Raw genomic sequence first — 17,225 nt, 5'->3', positions numbered from 1 at the left:
AAGGGGGCCTGTGCAGAGGGCACTGCCCAGTTTGTGAACATCCCGTGCAGACTGTGCCTTGTGGACATCCCCGGTTACCTGCGCCGCCTGGGCCTCTCCCGCCTCGCGGACGCCCCGCCCACCGCCGCCGGCCTTCGCGCCCTGCACGTCGCGCACGTCGAGAAGGTCGCCTACGAGGCGCTGGAGATCTGGCTCGGCCGCCCCACCACGGTCGACCCCGAGGAGTCCGCGGCCAGGATCCTCCGCGGCCGCGGCGGCTACTGCTACCACCTGAACGGCGCGTTCTCGCAGCTGATCAGGGAGCTCGGCTACGAGGTCACCCGGCACGTCGGCGGCGTGCAGAACCGGGGCGACGAGCCCGGCATCACCGCCAACCACCTGGTCCTCACCGTCCACGGCCTGCCCACCGAGGACAACCCGGGCGGCGCCTGGCTGGCCGACCTTGGGCTCGGCGACGCCCTGCACGAGCCGCTCCCGCTGATCGAGGGCACCTACCGCCAGGGTCCTTTCACGTACGGCCTGCGCCCCTCGCACATCGCCCCCGGCGGATGGCGCCTGGACCACGACCCGGCGGGCTCCTTCCTCGGCATGGACTTCGACCCCGAGCCCGCGCGGATGTCCGCCTTCGTGGCCAAGCACAACCACCTGTCCACCTCGCCCGAGTCGGGCTTCGTCCGGGTGGCCACCGTGCAGCGCCGCGACTCCTCCGGCGTGGACTCCCTTCGCGGGCTGGTCCTGACGCGCCTCGGCGCCGGCACGCGCTCGCTGACTCTGGAGACCGAGGACGACTACTACGCGGCGCTCGCCGACGTCTTCGGCCTGACCATGGCGGACGTGACGCCGGAGGAGCGCGCCAAGCTGTGGTCCCGCCTGGCCGAGGCACACGAGCGCTGGCTCTACAAGGAAGATCCCTGACCGGCACGGAAGGCCGTGTAGCTATGGCATGAGAAGGGCCGCTATCGTGCAGTTCATGCGCTACCGGCTCATGAACCCCCTCGCAGGGGGAGCGGTGCGTTTGGGCTTCGACCAGCTGGCGCACCGGGACGTGGCGATCCGTGAACTCCCCGAGGAGGCGGTGCCGACGGCCCGGCTGGCGATGGCGCTGCGCCACGCCTGCATCGTGCCGGTGCTGGACGTGGTGACGGGCCCGGAGGGCACCTGGCTGGTCACCGAGTTCGTCGAGGGCTCCTCGCTGGAGCAGACGGTGCTGACCCGGCGCCCGCTCCCGCCGGTCCAGGTCGCGCGGGTGGGCGTGTGCCTGCTGTCGGCGCTGGAGGCCGCGCACGCCGCCGGGATCGCGCACGGCCGGGTCAACCCCGCCAAGGTCCTGCTCGCCGGGACCGGGCGGGCGCTGCTCAACGGGTTCGGGCTGCCGCCGACCGGGTTCCAGCCGTCGGCCGACTTCTGGTCGCTGGCCGCCACGATGCACTTCGCGCTGGAGGGCCGCCCGCCGGGCACGGACCCGGTGCAGGGCACCGATCCGCTCAGGTCGCTCATCCGGGACATGCTCCACCAGACCGGCCCGCCTCCGCTCGACATCATCTCCCAGGCCCTGCACGACATCGCCGAGAACCGGCCCGCCCCCGCGCCTCCGGCGCCGTCCGGGCCGCCCCCGCTGCTCGAGCCCCCTTTCCCGCTCCAGCCGGCCGCCGACCTCGCCGGGGTTGACCGGCCGCTGGACCGGATCGTGGGCACCGCGGGCCCGCTGCCGCCCGAGCAGGTGGCCGCGATCGGGCTGGCCGTACTGGACCGGCTGGCGGCGCGGCACGAGTGCGGACTGCGGCACGGCGACATCCGGCCGAGCACGATCCTGCTCGACCAGTCGGGGCAGGCGCTGCTCGCGCCGCCCGAGCCCGTCGGCGACCCGGCCTACACCGCGCCCGAGGGCAGCAGGACGCCCGCCTCGGACCTGTGGTCGCTCGGCGCCACCCTGTTCACTGCGGTCGAGGGCCACCCGCCCGCTCCCGGCGCGCCGCTGAACAGGGCGGGAGCGCTGGCACCCGTCCTGTTCCGCCTCCTGTCGGGCGACCCCGCGCAGCGCCCGACCCCCGACATCCTGCGGGAGGACCTGCAGGCCATCGCCAACTCCTGGCAGCACGTTTGAGCACAACCCCGGACGGCGACGTGGTCTCAGACCCACCCGCCCCTGTGAGCCCCGCGCGCCCCCAGACAGATCCGCCCTTGACCCGCCTTCGAGGCGTCGCCCGCTACATCGGGGTGCTTCCGATGCTGGTGGCGGCGGCCGTGGCGTGCTGGGGTCTGACCACCCCGTCGCTCTGGCGGGACGAGTCGGTCAGCGTCTCGGCCGCCAGGATGCCGCTGTCGCAGCTCCGCCTCCTGCTCGGCGACATCGACGCCGTCCACGCCCTGTACTACCTCCTGCTCCGCCCGTTCATCACGCTCTCGCTGCCGGTCGAGGCGGCCGCACGACTCCCCTCGGTGCTGGCCTTCGCCGGCGCGGCGCTCGGCGTGACCGTGATCGGCCGCAGGCTGGCGGGCCCGGTCGCGGGCCTGGCGGGTGGCCTGATCTACGCCGTGACCCCGATCGCCGTCCGCTACGCCCAGGAGGCCCGCTCGTACGCTCTGGTCAGTGCGGTCGCCGTGCTGGCCACCGGGCTCCTGGTGCGCCTCTTCGACCGCCCCGCCAGGTGGTGGCTGTACGCCGCCTACGCCGCCAGCCTGGCCCTGCTCGGCTACCTGCACCTGTACGCCATGCTCCTGCTGCCCGCCCACGCGGTCGCCGCCTGGTTCGCTGGCCGCAGGTCGGCGCTGATCCCGATGGCCGCGGCCGGGCTCGCGCTGGTCCCGCTGGCCTTGTTCGCCTCGGGCCAGCGCGAGGCCCAGGTGTTCTGGCTGAAGACGCCCGACTGGTCGGACGTCGCGTCCTTCCCCGTCGACGTGGCGGGCAGCGTCCCCGCCGCGATCGCGCTGTTCGCGCTGGCCGCGTGGGGCGCGCGGCGGGCCTGGCCGGTGACCCTGTGCGCGGTGCTGCCCGTCGCGCTGTCCTTCGCGATCTCCCAGCTCCAGCCGATCTACCACCCTCGCTACGTCCTGTTCGCCGTCCCGGCGCTGGCGCTGCTCGCCGGGATCGGAGCGGCGAGCCTGCCGCGTGCCCGCTGGCTCGCCGTCCCGGCCGTGACGCTTTTCGCGGTCCTCACGTACGGCACGCAGCAGGCGATCCGCCTGCCGGACAGCCGCCCCGACGACCTCCGCACGCTGGCGGCCACGCTGGAGGCCGACGAGCGGCCGGGGGACGCGGTGCTCTTCGTCCCGCAGCGCTACCGGCTGTTCGTGGCCGCGTACGGCCGGCCGTACGACAGGCTGGTCGACCTGACGCACGCGGCGGGCGAGTACCAGCCCAGGACGGCCGACCAGCTGAGGCGGGAACTGGGCGGGATCGAGCGGGTATGGCTGGTCTCGCCGAGGATCGCGTGGAAGTACGCCGAGGACGAGCGCCTCGTCACGCTCCGGGAGACGTTCAGGAAGGGCCAGGTTCGGATGTTCGGCTCTCTTCACCTGACGCTCTACACGCGCAAGAATTGAGATACATCGCGAATGGAACCCCAGTGCCGCCCCCACTCGTTGGACAGGCGACGCACAATGTGGGAGAGGCGGGGCGCGCGCTCCGCGTTCGGAGGAAGTTGAGGATGTCGCCAGTCACGAAGTACGCCATCGGCGCAGGCGTCGCGGTCCTACTCTCGCTGATGATCTTCGGCACCGGATGGATCACCCTGCTGGTCGTCCTCGGCGTGATCGCGGCCCCGGTGGTCGGATACCTGATGCTCGACCCGTCGCAGCGTGAGCGCCTCAAGAGGGCCCGCAGGCGCGGGATCGGCCGCTAGGAAGCGGCGGGGGTCACGCGGCCCCCGCCGTCGCGGCGTGCACCCGGCGCTCGACCCTGCGCTCGACGTAGAACGACAGGAACGGCACGGTGCCGCCGAGCATGATCCCGATCATGTACTGCCAGGTCCAGCGTGCCTTCATGCCCAGGTTCAGCACGGTGACCAGGTAGACCATGTAAAGGAAGCCGTGGATGGGCGCGATGACCTTCGACATCTGGGGGATCTGGAAGCCGTAGCGCAGCACGATGCCGACGCAGAAGATCAGCAGGGTGACGCCGACGATGTAGGCCATCACCCGGAACGGCTTGAGAGCGGACTCCACAGTTTTCAACCTTCCATCACGATCTCGGCGGGCTCTGCCTCGTCCCGATCACCCCGCACGGCGTCGCGCACGAAGTGGAACCACATGAACACGGCGAACCCGGCGAAGATCCACCAGTTGGCGGCGTAGGCCAGGTTCCGCCAGGTGAACTCACCGCCCACGACCGGCGCCGCCACCTTCACCTGGGCCAGCGCGCCCGACGGCGGCTGCGCCACCACGAACCCGTTGCGGAGCTTCTCGCCCTGCCACAGGTTGACCAGTTCCCCGGTCGAGACCGTCTGCACCTGCCCGGCGGGCAGCCCCTCGGGCCGCCGCTGCACGCTGTCGCCGCTCTGCTGCGGCCTGAGCCGCCCGGTCACGCTCACCTTCCCCTGGGGTACGGCTGCCGCCGCCGCCTCGTCGGCCGTGGCCGTCCAGCCCCGCACCACCGGGACGAGCGTGCCGTCGGGGAGCCGGAGCGGGGTGAGCACCCAGTAGCCCTCGCCGCGCGAGACGTTGCCGCCGGGCGCGTCCACATCGGGCCGCCTGTCGGCCACCAAGAGCTGCTTCGAGGAGTCGTAGACCCCCTCCGCGCTGACCCTGCGACCGACGGCCGGGCCCTCGATCTGGGCTCCCACCCGCGAGAGCGTGTCAACGGCCACCGGGGCGGGATCGGTGCTGGCGCGGGGTTTCCCCGAGTCCTGGAAGACTCCGAGCTGCCAGCGGCCGAGCAGGATGAAGGCGACGAGGACCCCGATCGTCAGCAGGTGGAGGCCCACCAGGCGAGGGGAGAACAGGGTCCTGAGCATGTCTCCAAGCTATCCGCCGGATGGACCGGTCCCCTAATCAGCCCACACCTACAAGTACCGCCAAAAGGCGCAAACGCCTCATCTGTTCCCGCTAGGCTGGCGGCCATGTCTGACCAGCACATCGATCCCGCGGGCAACACCCAACAGTTCCGCGCGTTCGCACAGCGGTCCGAGCAGGAGATTTCTTCCAACCACCGGAAGAAGTCGCCCCTGCTGCCGATCATCGCCGTCGTCGTCGTGATCGCCGTCATCGGCGTCGCGGCCTTCCTCCTCCTGAAGTAACCCTTCCTGACACGAGCGCCGTGGGCCCGGGGGCCTTCGGTGCATTCTGTGCTCCTCAGCTCTTCTTGGCAGGGTAGAGCGCGGCCGGGACGAGGGTGAGCGCGGACAGACCCAGCGCCCACCAGAACGCGGTGCCGAAGGCGGCCGGGGTGGCGTGGCCGCTCTGCAGGACCATGGCCAGGACGGCGGTGCCGATCGAGCCGCCCACGCGGTTGAGCACGTTGAGCGCCGAGGCCGCGCGCGGCGTCTCGTGCCGCTCGACGCTGGAGTAGACGGCGGCCATGCCGGGAGCCATCATCATGCCGAGTCCGGCGCCCCTGACGACCAGCGAGAACGTGAGCACCCACGCGGCCGGCCGCGCGGCGACCAGGGCGAAGGCCACGGTGCCCGCCATGGCCAGGCCGATGCCGGCCAGGATGAGCGGGCGCGGGCCGATCCTGTCACTCAGCCGGCTGGCGAAGAACGTGACCACGGCGGTGCCGAGCGCCTGCGGCGCCAGCAGCAACCCGGCCTCCAGCGCGCTCGCCCCTTCGATCCGCTGGTAGTAGAGCGGGATCAGCAGCATCGAGCTGTAGACGGACGCGCCGAGCAGGAAGGAGCTGCCGGTGGCCGCCGCGAAGCCGCGCCGGGCGAACAGCCGCAGGTCGATCAGCGGGGCGGCGGCGCGCAGCGCGTGCACGGCGTATCCGGCCACCAGCAGGCCGCCCACGGCCAGCGGCAGCGTGGCGCCCGCGCCCGAGGCCAGCCGGGCGAAGCCGTACACGACCGCGGCGAGCCCCGGTGAGAGCAGCGCGAGCCCGCGCACGTCGAGCGGGGCGCGCGGGCCCGCCGGCGGGGCCGCGGGCACGAACCTGGCGGCCAGCAGCAGCGTCACGAGGCCGATCGGGACGTTGACATAGAACATCCAGCGCCAGTCCACCCCGGCGATCAGGCCGCCGAGCACAGGGCCAAGCACGGGCGCGAACGTGATCGGGATGGTCAGCACGCCCATCACCCGGCCGATCCTGCTCGGGCCCGCCGCCTGGGCCACGATCGACTGGCCGATCGGCTGCATCATGCCGCCGCCGACGCCCTGGATCACCCGGAAGACGATCAGGCTCTCCGGCGACCAGGCGAGCCCGCACAACGCCGAACCGGCCACGAACAGCGCCACCGAGGTCAGCCACATGGTCTTGGCGCCGAAGCGTTCGCTGACCCAGCCTGACAGCGGCATCACCATCGAGACGGCCAGCAGGTAGCCGGTCGAGACCCACTGCAGCTGATCCAGGCTGCCGTGCAGGTCGCGGCCCATGGTGTCCATGCCGACGTTGACGATCGTCGTGTCGAGCATGGCCAGGATCGCGCCGAGCGTGAGGACCAGCCCCATGCGGACGAGCGACGGCTCGAGGCGTTCCCTGGTGCGCGTGATCGGCATGCCCACTCCTTTTGCTAGGTGCGACCTAGAGATTAGGTTTGACCTAGTCAATTGGTCAAGCCCATTGTTTTTGCTACCGTGGCCCCATGGCAGACGGGTTGCGCGAGCGGCAGCGGCAGCAGACGAGACGGGAGATCTCGGGCGTCGCGACGAAGCTGTTCCTGGAGCGCGGGTTCGAGCAGGTGACGATCTCCGACGTCGCGGCGCAGGCGGGGGTGGCCAAGATGACGGTCACCAACCACTTCCCGCGCAAGGAGGACCTGGTCTTCGACCGGGACGAGGAGCTGATCGAAGGCCCGGTGAGGGCCGTGCGCGAGCGGGCACCCGGCGAGTCGGCGCTGACCGCGGTGCGGCGCGCGCACCTGGCCGCGATCGAGGCCCGCGAGCCGACCGCCGGCTTCGCCGGTGCGGACTTCGCCCAGATGATCATGGAGAGCCCCACGCTCCGCGCCCGGCTCAGGGAGCTGCACGAGCAGAGCCAGGAGGCGCTGGCCGCCGCGCTCGCCGACGAGACCGGGGCCGGACGGGAGGACCTGCTGCCGAAGGCGGTGGCCGGCCACTTCGTGACCGTCCAGCGGGTGCTGTTCCACGAGGGTTTCGCGCGCGGGATGAACGGCGAGCCGGAGGACGACGTGGCCGCGGCGCTGGCCGGCGAGGCCCGGCGGCTCTACGACCTGCTCGAGCCGAGCCTGGGAGACTACGCCGTCCGCCAGGGCTGAACTCCGGCCCTTCCCCCGCCATCTAATGGCACAAAGGGGGAACCACCATGAAAAAGCCGCTCATCGCCGCTCTCGCCCTCGCCACGATCCTGTTACCCACCAGCCTGTTGGCCGCGCCCGCCCAGGCCGCCTCGCGCGCGCACGCCATCCGCTACGTCTCCGTCGACGACTGCGGGCGCCCGTGCGCCACGTGGCGCGTCACGCTCGGCGACGGCACGACCCGCCGCTTCTCCGACGCCCAGGTGCACCCGCTGTCCAAGCACGGGAAGCCGATCAAAGGGCAGGCTGCCCCGATCGGCGTGAGCGGCGACGGCCGCCGCGTCGCCTACCTGCGGGCGGGTGACGGCAGGCTGGTCGTCCGCGACCTCGGCGGCGCGCTCTACCCGATGCCCCGCGGCGCCTTCCGAAGGGGCGTGTCACAAGGCGGGTCGAACATGTGGCTCTCGCTTGACGGCGCCAGGCTGGCCGTGTCGCAGCACTACGGCCGCGTCCGGCTCTACGACGTGGCCTCCGGGACTCGCCTGGCCACGCTGCCCAAGGGCGAGGAGTTCCTCGGCTTCAGCGGCGACGGCGACGAGGTGCTCACCAGGAGCGGCGAGCACACGCTGCACTCGCGGACGCTGAGCGGCAGGCTGCTGGCCACGTCGAAGGTGAAGTCCTACGGCCCGTTCGCGCTCAACCCCGACGGGGTCACGGTCGCCTGGCTCACCGGGGACAAGGGCAAGCAGCGCGCCGTGCTGTGGGACCTGTCCTCAGACCGGCCCAACGTGCGCACCTGGATCTGGATCCCCGACTACCGCGGCATGGTCCAGCGCGTCGAGATGCTCGACTGGACCGCGAACAAGCAGCTCACACTGCATGTCCGCGACGACGCAATGCGCACGCCCGCCGGGATGCACGTGCTGCTGCTCGACCTCGGCACCAGCAGGTTCACCCTCCGCGACCGCTACACGGTCAGGAGCTCGGCCTGGGGATTCGAGGCCTGCGGGGGCTGAGGCCTGTGAGGCGCCTCACTCTGGACCGGGTCGCGTTCGCTGACTACATTGGACTTTGTGTCCAATAGAGCGGTGGACCTCGGCAGGTTCCGCGATCTCCAGCGGCTCGCCTACGAGGCGGCGGAGCACGTCGCCGCGCGGCTGGAGCCCGGGGTCACCGAACGGATGGCGGCCAGGGAGCTGCGCGGGTGGCTGGAGCGGCACGGGGTGGACGACTGGTTCCACGTGCCGTTCGCCTGGTTCGGCGAGCGGACCGCCTTCCGGAACTTCCGGGTGTCGCTCCAGTTCCTTCCCACGAACCGGCGGCTCGCTGAAGGCATGCCGTACGTGCTGGACTGCGCGCCCGTGATGGACGGCTACGTCGCGGACATCGGGTACTCGGGGGTGCTGGGCTCGAATCCCGGATGGGCTCGACTGGATCACGACTTGTCCGGCTTTCGCGGGAAAATTCTTGATCTTGTACGGCAGCGCCGTACCTTCCGGGAGATCTACCGGGAGGTGGATGCGGAGATCGCGGCGCAGGGGAACAGGAACCGGCACCGGGTCTATCCGGGGCGGGTGATCGGGCATCAGGTGGCGCGGATCCGGCTGGGTGGGCCGCGGTTCGTGGTCTTCGGGTCGTTCGGCTTCAGGACGCTGCGCACCATCGGGCGGGAGCTGGTCAAGGAGCGGCTGGAGGGGCGCTCGCCGCTGTGGGCCGGCGGGAAGGCCTCGGCGCACCCGCCGACGCCGGGGCTCTGGGCGGTCGAGCCGCATCTGGGCACCGACGATGACAGGATCGGGGCCAAGTTCGAGGAGATCCTGGTCGTCACCGACGACGACGCCTCCTGGCTGGACGACGACCTCCCCCACGTCCGCCGCTGGAGCCTGTCATGACCGTGGAGATCAAGCCGCGCCGCGTCCGCTTCTCCTGGGAGGAGACGCCGCTGCACTGGGTCCCCGGCGATCCGTACAGCACCCACATCATCAACTCGCTGCACCTGCTGCTGCCGGCCGGTGAGCGGTGGTTCGTGCACGTCTTCAAGCAGGCCCTGCCCTACATCACGGACCCCGAGCTGAAGGCCCAGGTCAAGGGGTTCATGGGGCAGGAGGGCACGCACGCGGTGGCGCACCAGCGGGTGCTGGAGCACATGAAGGAGCAGGGGCTCGACCCGCAACCGTATGTGGACAACGTGGAGTGGGCCTTCGAGCGCCTGCTCGGCGACCACACGCTGCCGCCGATGGCCAGGGAGTTCTGGCTGCGCGAGCGGGTGGCCATGATCGCGGCGATCGAGCACTACACGGCCGTGCTCGGGCAGTGGATCCTCGACGCCCGGCCACTGGACACGGCCGGGGCCGACGCGGTCATGATGGACCTGCTGCGCTGGCACGGGGCGGAGGAGGTCGAGCATCGCAGCGTGGCCTTCGACCTGTTCATGCACCTCGACGGCTCGTTCGGGCGGCGGGCCAGGACGATGGCGATGGCCGGTCCCGCGCTGATCTACCTGATCAGAAGGGGCGCCGGGTTCCTGATCGCCAACGATCCGCTCATCGGCGGACGGGTACGGATGAAGTGGACGCACTACTTCTACCGCGCCCACCAGGGCAGGGTGCCGACGCTGCGCAGCCTGCTGCTGGCGATGCCGCAGTACGTCAAGCCCTCCTTCCACCCGAGTCAGGAGGGCGACCTCCAGCAGGCGCTGGACTACATCGCGATCTCTCCCGCACACGCGGAGTTCGAGTCCTACAGGAGGACCGGTGGCTGAGCCAGGGATAGTGATCATCGGTTCCGGCTTCGCCGGGATCGGCATGGCGATCAAGCTGAAGGAGGCCGGGTACCACGACTTCGTCATCCTGGAGAAGGCGGAGGACCTGGGCGGGACCTGGCGCGACAACACCTATCCCGGCTGCGCGTGCGACGTGCCCTCGCACATGTACTCCTACTCCTACGAGCTCAATCCCGGATGGTCGCGGATGTTCTCCCCTCAGGAGGAGATCTGGGAGTACATGCGCGCGTGCGTCGACAAGTACGGCATCGGGCCGCACTTCCGGTTCGGCAAGCAGGTCGTGGGGCTCGAGTACGACGACGAGGAGCGGCGGTGGGAGGTCGCGACGGCCGACGGTCAGGTGCTGCGGCCCAACGCGGTGATCTCGGGCATCGGCGCCCTCCACATCCCGAAATTTCCAGAAATTGTGGGGCGTGAGACGTTCGCCGGGCCGGCGTTCCACTCGGCCGAGTGGGACAACTCCGTGGACCTCACCGGCAAGCGGGTGGCGGTGATCGGCACCGGCGCCTCCGCCATCCAGTTCGTGCCGCAGCTCGCCCCGCAGGTCTCCCACCTCACGCTCTTCCAGCGCACACCGCCGTGGATCCATCCCAAGCCCGACTTCGCCATCCCCGACCGGATGCAGCGGATCCTGCGCCTGCCCGGCGCGGCCAGGGCCATGCGCAACAGCATCTACTGGGTGCTGGAGACCAGGGCGCTCGGCTTCACCATCGATCCCCGGCTGATGAAGGTGCACGAGCGGGTCGCGCTCAAGCACCTGGAGAGCCAGGTGCCCGACCTGGAGCTGCGCAGGAGGCTCACGCCCGACTACACGATCGGCTGCAAGCGCCTGCTCATCTCCAGCGACTACTACCCGGCCCTGACCAGGGAGAACGTCGCCCTGGTCACCGACGGGATCCGCGAGATCAGGCCGCACTCGATCGTGGACGAGGCCGGGGTCGAGCACGAGGTCGACGTCATCGTCTACGGCACGGGCTTCAAGGTCACCGACGCGCTGCAGGACCAGCGGATCGTCGGCCGCGGCGGGCTGAAGATCCAGGAGGCCTGGCAGGACGGCATCGAGACCTACTACGGCATCACCACCGCCGGTTTCCCGAACCTGTTCTTCCTGCTCGGCCCGAACACCGGCCTCGGGCACAACTCGGTCGTCTTCATGATCGAGTCCCAGGTCCGCTACGTCATGGACTGCCTGCGCCTGCTGTCGCGCACGGGCGCCCGCGCCATCGACGTGCGGCAGGAACGCCAGCGCTCCTTCAACCGCCGCCTGCAGGAAAGGCTCGACCCGCTGGTGTGGAACGCGGGCGGCTGCAAGTCCTGGTACCTGGACGAGCACGGCAAGAACCGGACGATCTGGCCGGGCTTCACCTTCGAGTACTGGGCGCGAACCCGCAAGGTGAAGCCCGACGCCTACGAGCTCATCTACTAGGGAAGACGACCATCGCGCTGCCGCCGCCGCGCCTGGTCGGCTCGGCGGCGGCCTGGATCCTGCCGTGGCCCAGGAACTCCAGGCCGGTGGCGGCGCCGATCTCCGGGTTGAGCTTGAAGCTCTGCCCGTGCTGGGTCGTCAGCTCCGCTCCGTACTTGTCGATGAAGGCCTGCTCCGCCTCGGTCTGTACGGCATTGCGCTGCGAAGCCCTGGGCGCGGCCAGCGCATCTGGCAGGCTCATGCCGAACTCGTAGCGGTTGACCAGGATCTGCAGCACGGTCGTGATGATCGTGGCGCCGCCGGGCGACCCGACGGCCAGCACCGGCTTGCCGTGGTCGAACACGATCGTGGGCGCCATCGACGAGCGCGGCCGCTTGCCCGGGCCCGGCAGGTTCGGGTCGCCGGAGGCGGGTCCGAAGGTGAAGTCGGTCAGCTCGTTGTTGAGCAGCACGCCGCGCCCCGGCACGACGATGCCGTTGCCGCCGGTCGACTCGATGGTCAGGTTGTAGGCCACCACGTTGCCCCAGCGGTCGGCCACGACCAGGTGCGTGGTCTCGGGGCCCTGGGGGTTGTCGTCGGCGACGGGGGTGCCGGTGGGGGTGGCGCACGGCTCGTAGCTGCCGTCCGGGTTTCCGGGGGCGACCGGGCTGGTCAGCGCCTTGTCACCGATCAGGCACGCCCGTTCCTTGGCGAACCCGTCGGACAGCAGCTCCTTCAGCGGCACGTTCGGGAGGTCGCCGACGTACTTGTTCCTGTCGGCGAAGGCCAGCCTCGACGACTCGAGGTACTCGTGCAATCCGACCTTGGGCAGCGCCTGCAGAATGTTGAGCGCCTCGCCCACGGTGGAGCCGCCGGAGGACGGGGGCGCCATGCCGTACACGTCCAGGCCCTTGAAGGAGATGTGCGTGGGTTCGCGGAGGAGCGCCCGGTAGGAGCGGAGATCGGATAGTTCCATCAGGCCCGGTCTGACGTTGCGGGTCGAGCCGGGGGTGATCGGCGGCTGCTTGACGGTGGCCACGATCTCCTGGCCGAGCTGCCCGCCGTACAGCCAGCCGGGGCCGCGCCGGCCCAGCTCGCGGTAGGTGGCGGCGAGCTCGGGGTTGCGGAAGGTGGAGCCGACGGCGGGCGGCTGGCCGTCCGGCAGGTAGAGCTTGGCGGTCGAGGTGAAGTCCTTGAAGCGGTCGGCGTTGGCCGCGGTCTGGTCGTGGAAGGTCTGGTCGACCGTGAAGCCGTTCGAGGCCACGTCGATCGCCGGCTGCAGCGCCTGGCGCAGCGACAGCGTGCCGAAGCGGTGCAGCGCCAGGTCCCAGGTCGCGGTCGTGCCGGGGATGCCCGCCGACAGGCCGCTCGTCACGCCCTCGGCGAAGGGGATGCCCTCGAACGTGCTCGACGTCATGGCCTGCGGCGCGGTCTCGCGGCCGTCGATGGTGAACACCTTCCGCTGCCTGGCGTCGTAGTAGAGCATGAAGCCGCCGCCGGTCAGCCCGGCCGAGAACGGCTCGGTGACGCCCAGCACCGCGCCCGCCGCGACCGCGGCGTCCACGGCGTTTCCACCCCTCCTGAGTACGGCTATCGCCGCCTTGCTGGCGTCGAGGTCCACGGTGGCGACGGCGCCGCCGTACCCCTCCGCTACGGGGACCTTCTGCTGCGTGTCGGCCACCGCGGGCGTGGCCGTCAACGTGACAAGGATTGCTGCTGCGGGAACGATTACTCGGCGCATGCTCTCCACGATCTCCCAGGTACGCCCGTCGCGGTAGGGGCCCGTGCGACATGCGGGGGATGCGCAGGTCAGGGCGTTCATCTAGCGTGATGGCGTGCGCACGAAGTCCGTATACAGCCCTTATCTCGCCCTGATCGTGGCGGTCGCGCAGGTCGTGATGTCCGAGGGCGCCTACTGGGGCCAGCGCACCTTCCGCTCGCCGCTGGACCCGTGGGCGTACGGGCTGCTGCTGGTCGGGCCGCTGATGATCCTGGTACGCCGGCGCTTCCCGATCACCTCGCTGGTCGTCACCCTGGCGGCCACGTTCGCGTTCGTGTGGGGCGGCTACCCCTACGGGCCGATCTTCTTCAGCCCCGGCGTCCTGATCTTCAGGCTGGTCCTGGAGAAGCGCAGGCTGCTCGCGTGGCTCGCGGCGGGGACCATGCTGGCCTATTTCCTGATCTACGCGTATCTGATCGGCGAGCACGGCTTCTTCCACGACATAGCGATCACCACGTTCATGCTGCTGTTCATGGTGATCGCGGAGCTGGTCCGCATCGGCACGGAGCGGCGCACCGAGCGGCAGCGCATCCAGGAGGAGGAATCCCGGCGCCAGGCCAGCGAGGAACGGCTCACCATGGCGCAGGAGCTGCACGACGTGCTCGCGCACAACATCTCGCTCATCCACGTCCAGGCCTCGACCGCGCTGCACCTGATCGACGACCATCCCGAGCAGGCCCGCACCGCGCTCGCGACGATCAAGACGGCCTCCAAGGAGGTGCTCGGCGAGATGCGCTCGGTGCTGAACGTGCTGCGCGAGGGCGCGCCCCGCTCCCCCACCGCCGGGCTCGAGCGCCTCGACGACCTGGCGGAACGCTCCGGCCTGAACGTGACGATCAAACGGGTCGGCTCCCGGCCGCTGCCGCCCACGGTCGAGCGGGCCGCCTACCGCATCGTCCAGGAATCGCTCACCAACGCCGCCAGGCACGCGCCCGGCTCGCGCGTCACGGTCAGGCTCGAGTACGGCGAGCAGGAGCTGGCCGTGCACGTCACGGACACGGGTGCGACGCGGCCCGCCGTACTGTCCGAGGAGGGCAGCGGCAACGGCATCCCCGGCATGCGCGAACGCGCCTCGGCCCTGGGCGGCACGCTCGTGGCCGGACCCGCCGACGGGGGCTTCCAGGTGGAGGCCCGGCTACCCTTGCCCTCGGCTCCTTCGGAGGAGAATTCATGATCAAGGTGCTGCTCGCCGACGACCAGGCGCTGGTACGCGCCGGTTTCAAGGCCCTGCTCGACGCCCAGCAGGACATGACGGTGGTCGCCGAGGCCTCCGACGGCGCGGAAGCCGTACGGCTGGCGGGCCGGCACGAGCCGGACGTGGTGCTCATGGACATCCGCATGCCCGGCACGGACGGCCTCACGGCCACCCGCCAGATGCCCCCGGGCCCCAGGATCATCATCCTGACGACCTTCGAGCTGGACGAGTACGTCTTCGAGGCGCTGCGCGGCGGCGCCAGCGGCTTCCTCGTCAAGGACACCGAGCCGGCGGAGCTCATCCAGGCGGTGCGCGTGGTCGCCAACGGCGAGGCCCTCCTGTCGCCCAGCGTCACCCGCCGCCTCATCGCCGAGTACGCCTCCAGAGCCAAGGAACCCATCGCCGCGGACGGCCTCGACCAGCTGACCGACCGCGAACGCGAGGTCCTCTCCCTGGTCGGAACGGGCATGACCAACGACGAGATAGCCGCGAAACTCTTCATGTCCCCCGCCACGGCCAAGACCCACGTCAGCCGCGCCATGATGAAACTCCACGCCCGCGACCGCGCCCAACTGGTCGTCATCGCCTACGAAAGCGGCCTGGTCAAACCCGGCTGGCTCTAGGGCAAGGCCCTCGCTCCAGGCAGCGCTATCGCGCTATCAAAGGCCCTCGCTAAAGCTCGGACAGTGTTTCTTGAAGGCCCCGCCCCAATCCCACCTGGACCACCACCCACCTGACGCCCACCCCGAGCCGGAACCGCCCTCCGGGTCTCACACCCCCCAAGCCCGCCTCCGGGGCTTCGTGCCGCCGGAGCCAGCCCGACACGCAGCCAACCGGGGCGGAAGGCATGTAGATCAGCCGCACCCCGGTTAGGCCAACTGGAGTCCAGCTAGCCCGGGATGGCAGGCGAGCCGCCCCCTCACCGCCTCGGCGTGACAATCCCCAAGGTCACGAGCAGGCGCCACACGTCCGTAGACGGATCGCGCCGGAGGATTGCACAGTCCGGACCGTGACCGGAGCGGGCCGCCCACTGCCAGGACGGAAAGGCACCCGCATCCCGCCTGGAGCTAGGACAGGGTGATCAGTTCGGCGTAGTCGCGGCCCCAGAGGTCCTCGGTGGCGTCGGGCAGGACGAGGACGCGGTCGGGGCGGAGCGCCTCGACCGCCTCCGGGTCGTGGGTGACCATCACCACGGCCCCCTGGTACTGGTCGACGGCCCGCAGCACCTCCTCGCGGGAGGCAGGGTCGAGGTTGTTGGTGGGCTCGTCGAGCAGCAGCACGTTGGCGCCGGAGCTGACCAGCCCGGCCAGCGCGAGCCGGGTCTTCTCGCCGCCCGACAGCACCCCGGCGGGCTTGTCCGCGTCGTCCCCGCTGAACAGGAACGAGCCGAGGATCCGCCGCGCCTCCGCGTCGGTCAGCCGGGGCGCCGTGTCCGCCAGGTTCTCCCGCACGGTGCGCCCGGGCGAGAGCGTGTCGTGCTCCTGCGCGAAGTAGCCCAGCCGCAGCCCCGGCCCGTGCACGACCCGCCCCGAGTCCGGGGTCTCGTGCCCGGCGAGCAGCTTGAGCAGGGTGGTCTTGCCCGCGCCGTTGAGCCCGAGCACGACCAGCCGGCTGCCCCGGTCGACGGCAAGGTCGACCCCCGCCAGCACGTTGACCGGGCCGTAGCTCTTGGTCAGGCTGATCGCGCCCAGCGGCATCCGCCCGCTCGGCGCAGGCTCGGGCAGCCTGATGCGCGCCACCTTCTCGGTACGGCGGGCCGGCCGTACCCCTGCCAGCATGCGGTCGGCGCGGCGTGCCATGTCCCTGGCGCGCACGGCGGTCGAGCTTCTGGCCCGCATCCGGTCGGCCTGGGCGTGCAGCGTGGCGGCCTTGCGCTCGGCGGCGGCCCGCTGCCTGGCCCTGCCGCGCTCGATCGCCTCCCGGTCGGACAGGTAGGTCTCCCACCCGGTGTTGTGCGTCTCGATCGCGGCATGGGCGGGGTCCACCTGCCACACGCGGTTGACCACGTCGGCGATCAGCTGCGTGTCGTGGCTGATCAGGACGAGCCCGCCGGAGTACCCGGTGAGGAAGCCGCGCAGCCAGGCCACGGAGTCGGCGTCGAGGTGGTTGGTCGGCTCGTCGAGCAGCAGCGTGCCGGGCTCGGCGAACAGCACCCTGGCCAGCTCGACGCGGCGCCGCTGCCCGCCGGACAGCTCGCCGAGCGGCCGGTCGAGCACGCGGTCGGGCAGCCCGAGCCCGGCGGCCAGCCTGGCGGCATCCGCCTCGGCGGGATAGCCGCCGCGCGCCTGGAACTCGGCCTCGGCCCGGACGTAGGCGGCCATGGCCGCCTCGCTCGCCGTACCCAGGGAGAGTTCCGCGTCGCGCAGCGCGCGGACGGCGGCGTCGAGGCCACGCGCCGACATGACGCGGTCGATGACGGTGATCGACGGGTCGGCGGCGGCCGGGTCCTGCGGGAGGTAGTTGATCGGGCCGTCGGCGGTGATGGCGCCACCGGCGGGGGCGAGCTGTCCTGCCAGGACGCGCAGCAGCGTGGTCTTGCCCGCGCCGTTGCGCCCGACCAGGCCGATGCGGTCGCCGGGGGCGATGTGAGCGGTGATGCCGGAAAGGAGAAGACGGGCGCCGACGCGCACGTCGACATCACGGAAGGTAAGCATGGGGATACACTCCGGAACTGTTAGAGGAGACACCTGTCGCGTGGAAGCGAGGTGTCCTTCTAA

Annotated in this window: 17 protein-coding genes; 12 read left to right on the top strand and 5 right to left on the bottom strand. The window is 70.9% G+C overall.

Annotated features, from left to right (window positions below; all coding sequences use genetic code 11):
• Positions 1–60: 60 nt before the first annotated feature.
• From KIK09_RS21705 to KIK09_RS21690, 4 genes are all read left to right on the top strand, one after another.
• A complete protein-coding gene (locus tag KIK09_RS21705; protein ID WP_308164222.1) occupies positions 61–915 on the top strand; it encodes an arylamine N-acetyltransferase family protein in 855 nt (284 codons plus the stop codon).
• Positions 916–970: 55 nt separating this feature from the next.
• The gene (locus KIK09_RS21700) at positions 971–2,104 is read left to right on the top strand and encodes a protein kinase family protein (protein WP_214321099.1); all 1,134 of its coding nucleotides are present in this window, start codon (positions 971–973) and stop codon (positions 2,102–2,104) included.
• A gap of 77 nt (positions 2,105–2,181) precedes the next feature.
• A complete protein-coding gene (locus tag KIK09_RS21695; RefSeq protein WP_214321098.1) occupies positions 2,182–3,543 on the top strand; it encodes a glycosyltransferase family 39 protein in 1,362 nt (453 codons plus the stop codon).
• 104 nt (positions 3,544–3,647) lie between these two features.
• Positions 3,648–3,842: a tail-anchor membrane protein gene (locus KIK09_RS21690; RefSeq protein WP_214321097.1), complete on the top strand. Its 195-nt coding sequence runs from the start codon at positions 3,648–3,650 to the stop codon at positions 3,840–3,842.
• Positions 3,843–3,855: 13 nt separating this feature from the next.
• On the opposite strand, the gene KIK09_RS21685 is transcribed toward KIK09_RS21690, so the two are convergent.
• Together KIK09_RS21685 and KIK09_RS21680 are read right to left on the bottom strand one after the other, a co-directional pair.
• Entirely contained in the window at positions 3,856–4,164 is a 309-nt protein-coding gene (locus tag KIK09_RS21685; RefSeq protein WP_214321096.1) for a DUF3817 domain-containing protein, read from the bottom strand.
• A gap of 5 nt (positions 4,165–4,169) precedes the next feature.
• Entirely contained in the window at positions 4,170–4,952 is a 783-nt protein-coding gene (locus tag KIK09_RS21680; RefSeq protein WP_214321095.1) for an SURF1 family protein, read from the bottom strand.
• A 105-nt stretch (positions 4,953–5,057) separates the two neighbouring features.
• Here KIK09_RS21680 and KIK09_RS21675 point away from each other — a divergent pair, with 105 nt between their 5' ends.
• The gene (locus KIK09_RS21675; protein WP_214321094.1) at positions 5,058–5,234 is read left to right on the top strand and encodes a hypothetical protein; all 177 of its coding nucleotides are present in this window, start codon (positions 5,058–5,060) and stop codon (positions 5,232–5,234) included.
• 55 nt (positions 5,235–5,289) lie between these two features.
• On the opposite strand, the gene KIK09_RS21670 is transcribed toward KIK09_RS21675, so the two are convergent.
• Positions 5,290–6,648 carry an MDR family MFS transporter gene (locus KIK09_RS21670; RefSeq protein WP_214321093.1) on the bottom strand — a complete coding sequence of 453 codons (1,359 nt, stop codon included), beginning with the start codon at positions 6,646–6,648 and terminating at the stop codon, positions 5,290–5,292.
• Positions 6,649–6,734: 86 nt separating this feature from the next.
• Here KIK09_RS21670 and KIK09_RS21665 point away from each other — a divergent pair, with 86 nt between their 5' ends.
• From KIK09_RS21665 to KIK09_RS21645, 5 genes are read left to right on the top strand one after another with little or no spacing between them, the layout of a single operon-like run.
• Complete coding sequence (locus KIK09_RS21665) at positions 6,735–7,367, top strand: TetR/AcrR family transcriptional regulator (RefSeq protein WP_214321092.1); 633 nt, start codon at positions 6,735–6,737, stop codon at positions 7,365–7,367.
• Between the two features lie 47 nt (positions 7,368–7,414).
• Positions 7,415–8,362, top strand: coding sequence for a WD40 repeat domain-containing protein (locus KIK09_RS21660; RefSeq protein ID WP_214321091.1), 948 nt, complete (start codon positions 7,415–7,417; stop codon positions 8,360–8,362).
• Between the two features lie 57 nt (positions 8,363–8,419).
• Complete coding sequence (locus KIK09_RS21655; protein ID WP_308164221.1) at positions 8,420–9,238, top strand: M24 family metallopeptidase; 819 nt, start codon at positions 8,420–8,422, stop codon at positions 9,236–9,238.
• The gene (locus tag KIK09_RS21650; RefSeq protein ID WP_214321089.1) at positions 9,235–10,107 is read left to right on the top strand and encodes a metal-dependent hydrolase; all 873 of its coding nucleotides are present in this window, start codon (positions 9,235–9,237) and stop codon (positions 10,105–10,107) included. The genes KIK09_RS21655 and KIK09_RS21650 overlap by 4 nt, the downstream gene beginning before the upstream one ends.
• Positions 10,100–11,554, top strand: coding sequence for a flavin-containing monooxygenase (locus KIK09_RS21645; protein WP_214321088.1), 1,455 nt, complete (start codon positions 10,100–10,102; stop codon positions 11,552–11,554). The genes KIK09_RS21650 and KIK09_RS21645 overlap by 8 nt, the downstream gene beginning before the upstream one ends.
• On the opposite strand, the gene ggt is transcribed toward KIK09_RS21645, so the two are convergent.
• Positions 11,544–13,232: a gamma-glutamyltransferase gene (gene ggt / locus KIK09_RS21640; RefSeq protein WP_250573539.1), complete on the bottom strand. Its 1,689-nt coding sequence runs from the start codon at positions 13,230–13,232 to the stop codon at positions 11,544–11,546. The two genes, KIK09_RS21645 and ggt, sit on opposite strands and share 11 nt — an antisense overlap.
• A gap of 136 nt (positions 13,233–13,368) precedes the next feature.
• Between ggt and KIK09_RS21635 the strand changes: the two genes are divergently transcribed.
• Both KIK09_RS21635 and KIK09_RS21630 read left to right on the top strand, forming a co-directional pair.
• Positions 13,369–14,487 carry a sensor histidine kinase gene (locus KIK09_RS21635; protein WP_214321086.1) on the top strand — a complete coding sequence of 373 codons (1,119 nt, stop codon included), beginning with the start codon at positions 13,369–13,371 and terminating at the stop codon, positions 14,485–14,487.
• Positions 14,484–15,131 carry a response regulator transcription factor gene (locus KIK09_RS21630; RefSeq protein WP_214321085.1) on the top strand — a complete coding sequence of 216 codons (648 nt, stop codon included), beginning with the start codon at positions 14,484–14,486 and terminating at the stop codon, positions 15,129–15,131. The genes KIK09_RS21635 and KIK09_RS21630 overlap by 4 nt, the downstream gene beginning before the upstream one ends.
• 444 nt (positions 15,132–15,575) lie before the next feature.
• Here KIK09_RS21630 and KIK09_RS21625 read toward each other — a convergent pair whose 3' ends face one another.
• Positions 15,576–17,162: an ABC-F family ATP-binding cassette domain-containing protein gene (locus KIK09_RS21625; RefSeq protein WP_214321084.1), complete on the bottom strand. Its 1,587-nt coding sequence runs from the start codon at positions 17,160–17,162 to the stop codon at positions 15,576–15,578.
• Positions 17,163–17,225 lie beyond the last annotated feature (63 nt).

Origin of the sequence: Nonomuraea sediminis (assembly GCF_018531495.1) — a bacterium.
Taxonomy (GTDB): domain Bacteria; phylum Actinomycetota; class Actinomycetes; order Streptosporangiales; family Streptosporangiaceae; genus Nonomuraea; species Nonomuraea sediminis.
The sequence above is the reverse complement of the archived record's forward strand: the minus strand, read 5'-3'. Positions and strand labels throughout refer to the sequence as shown.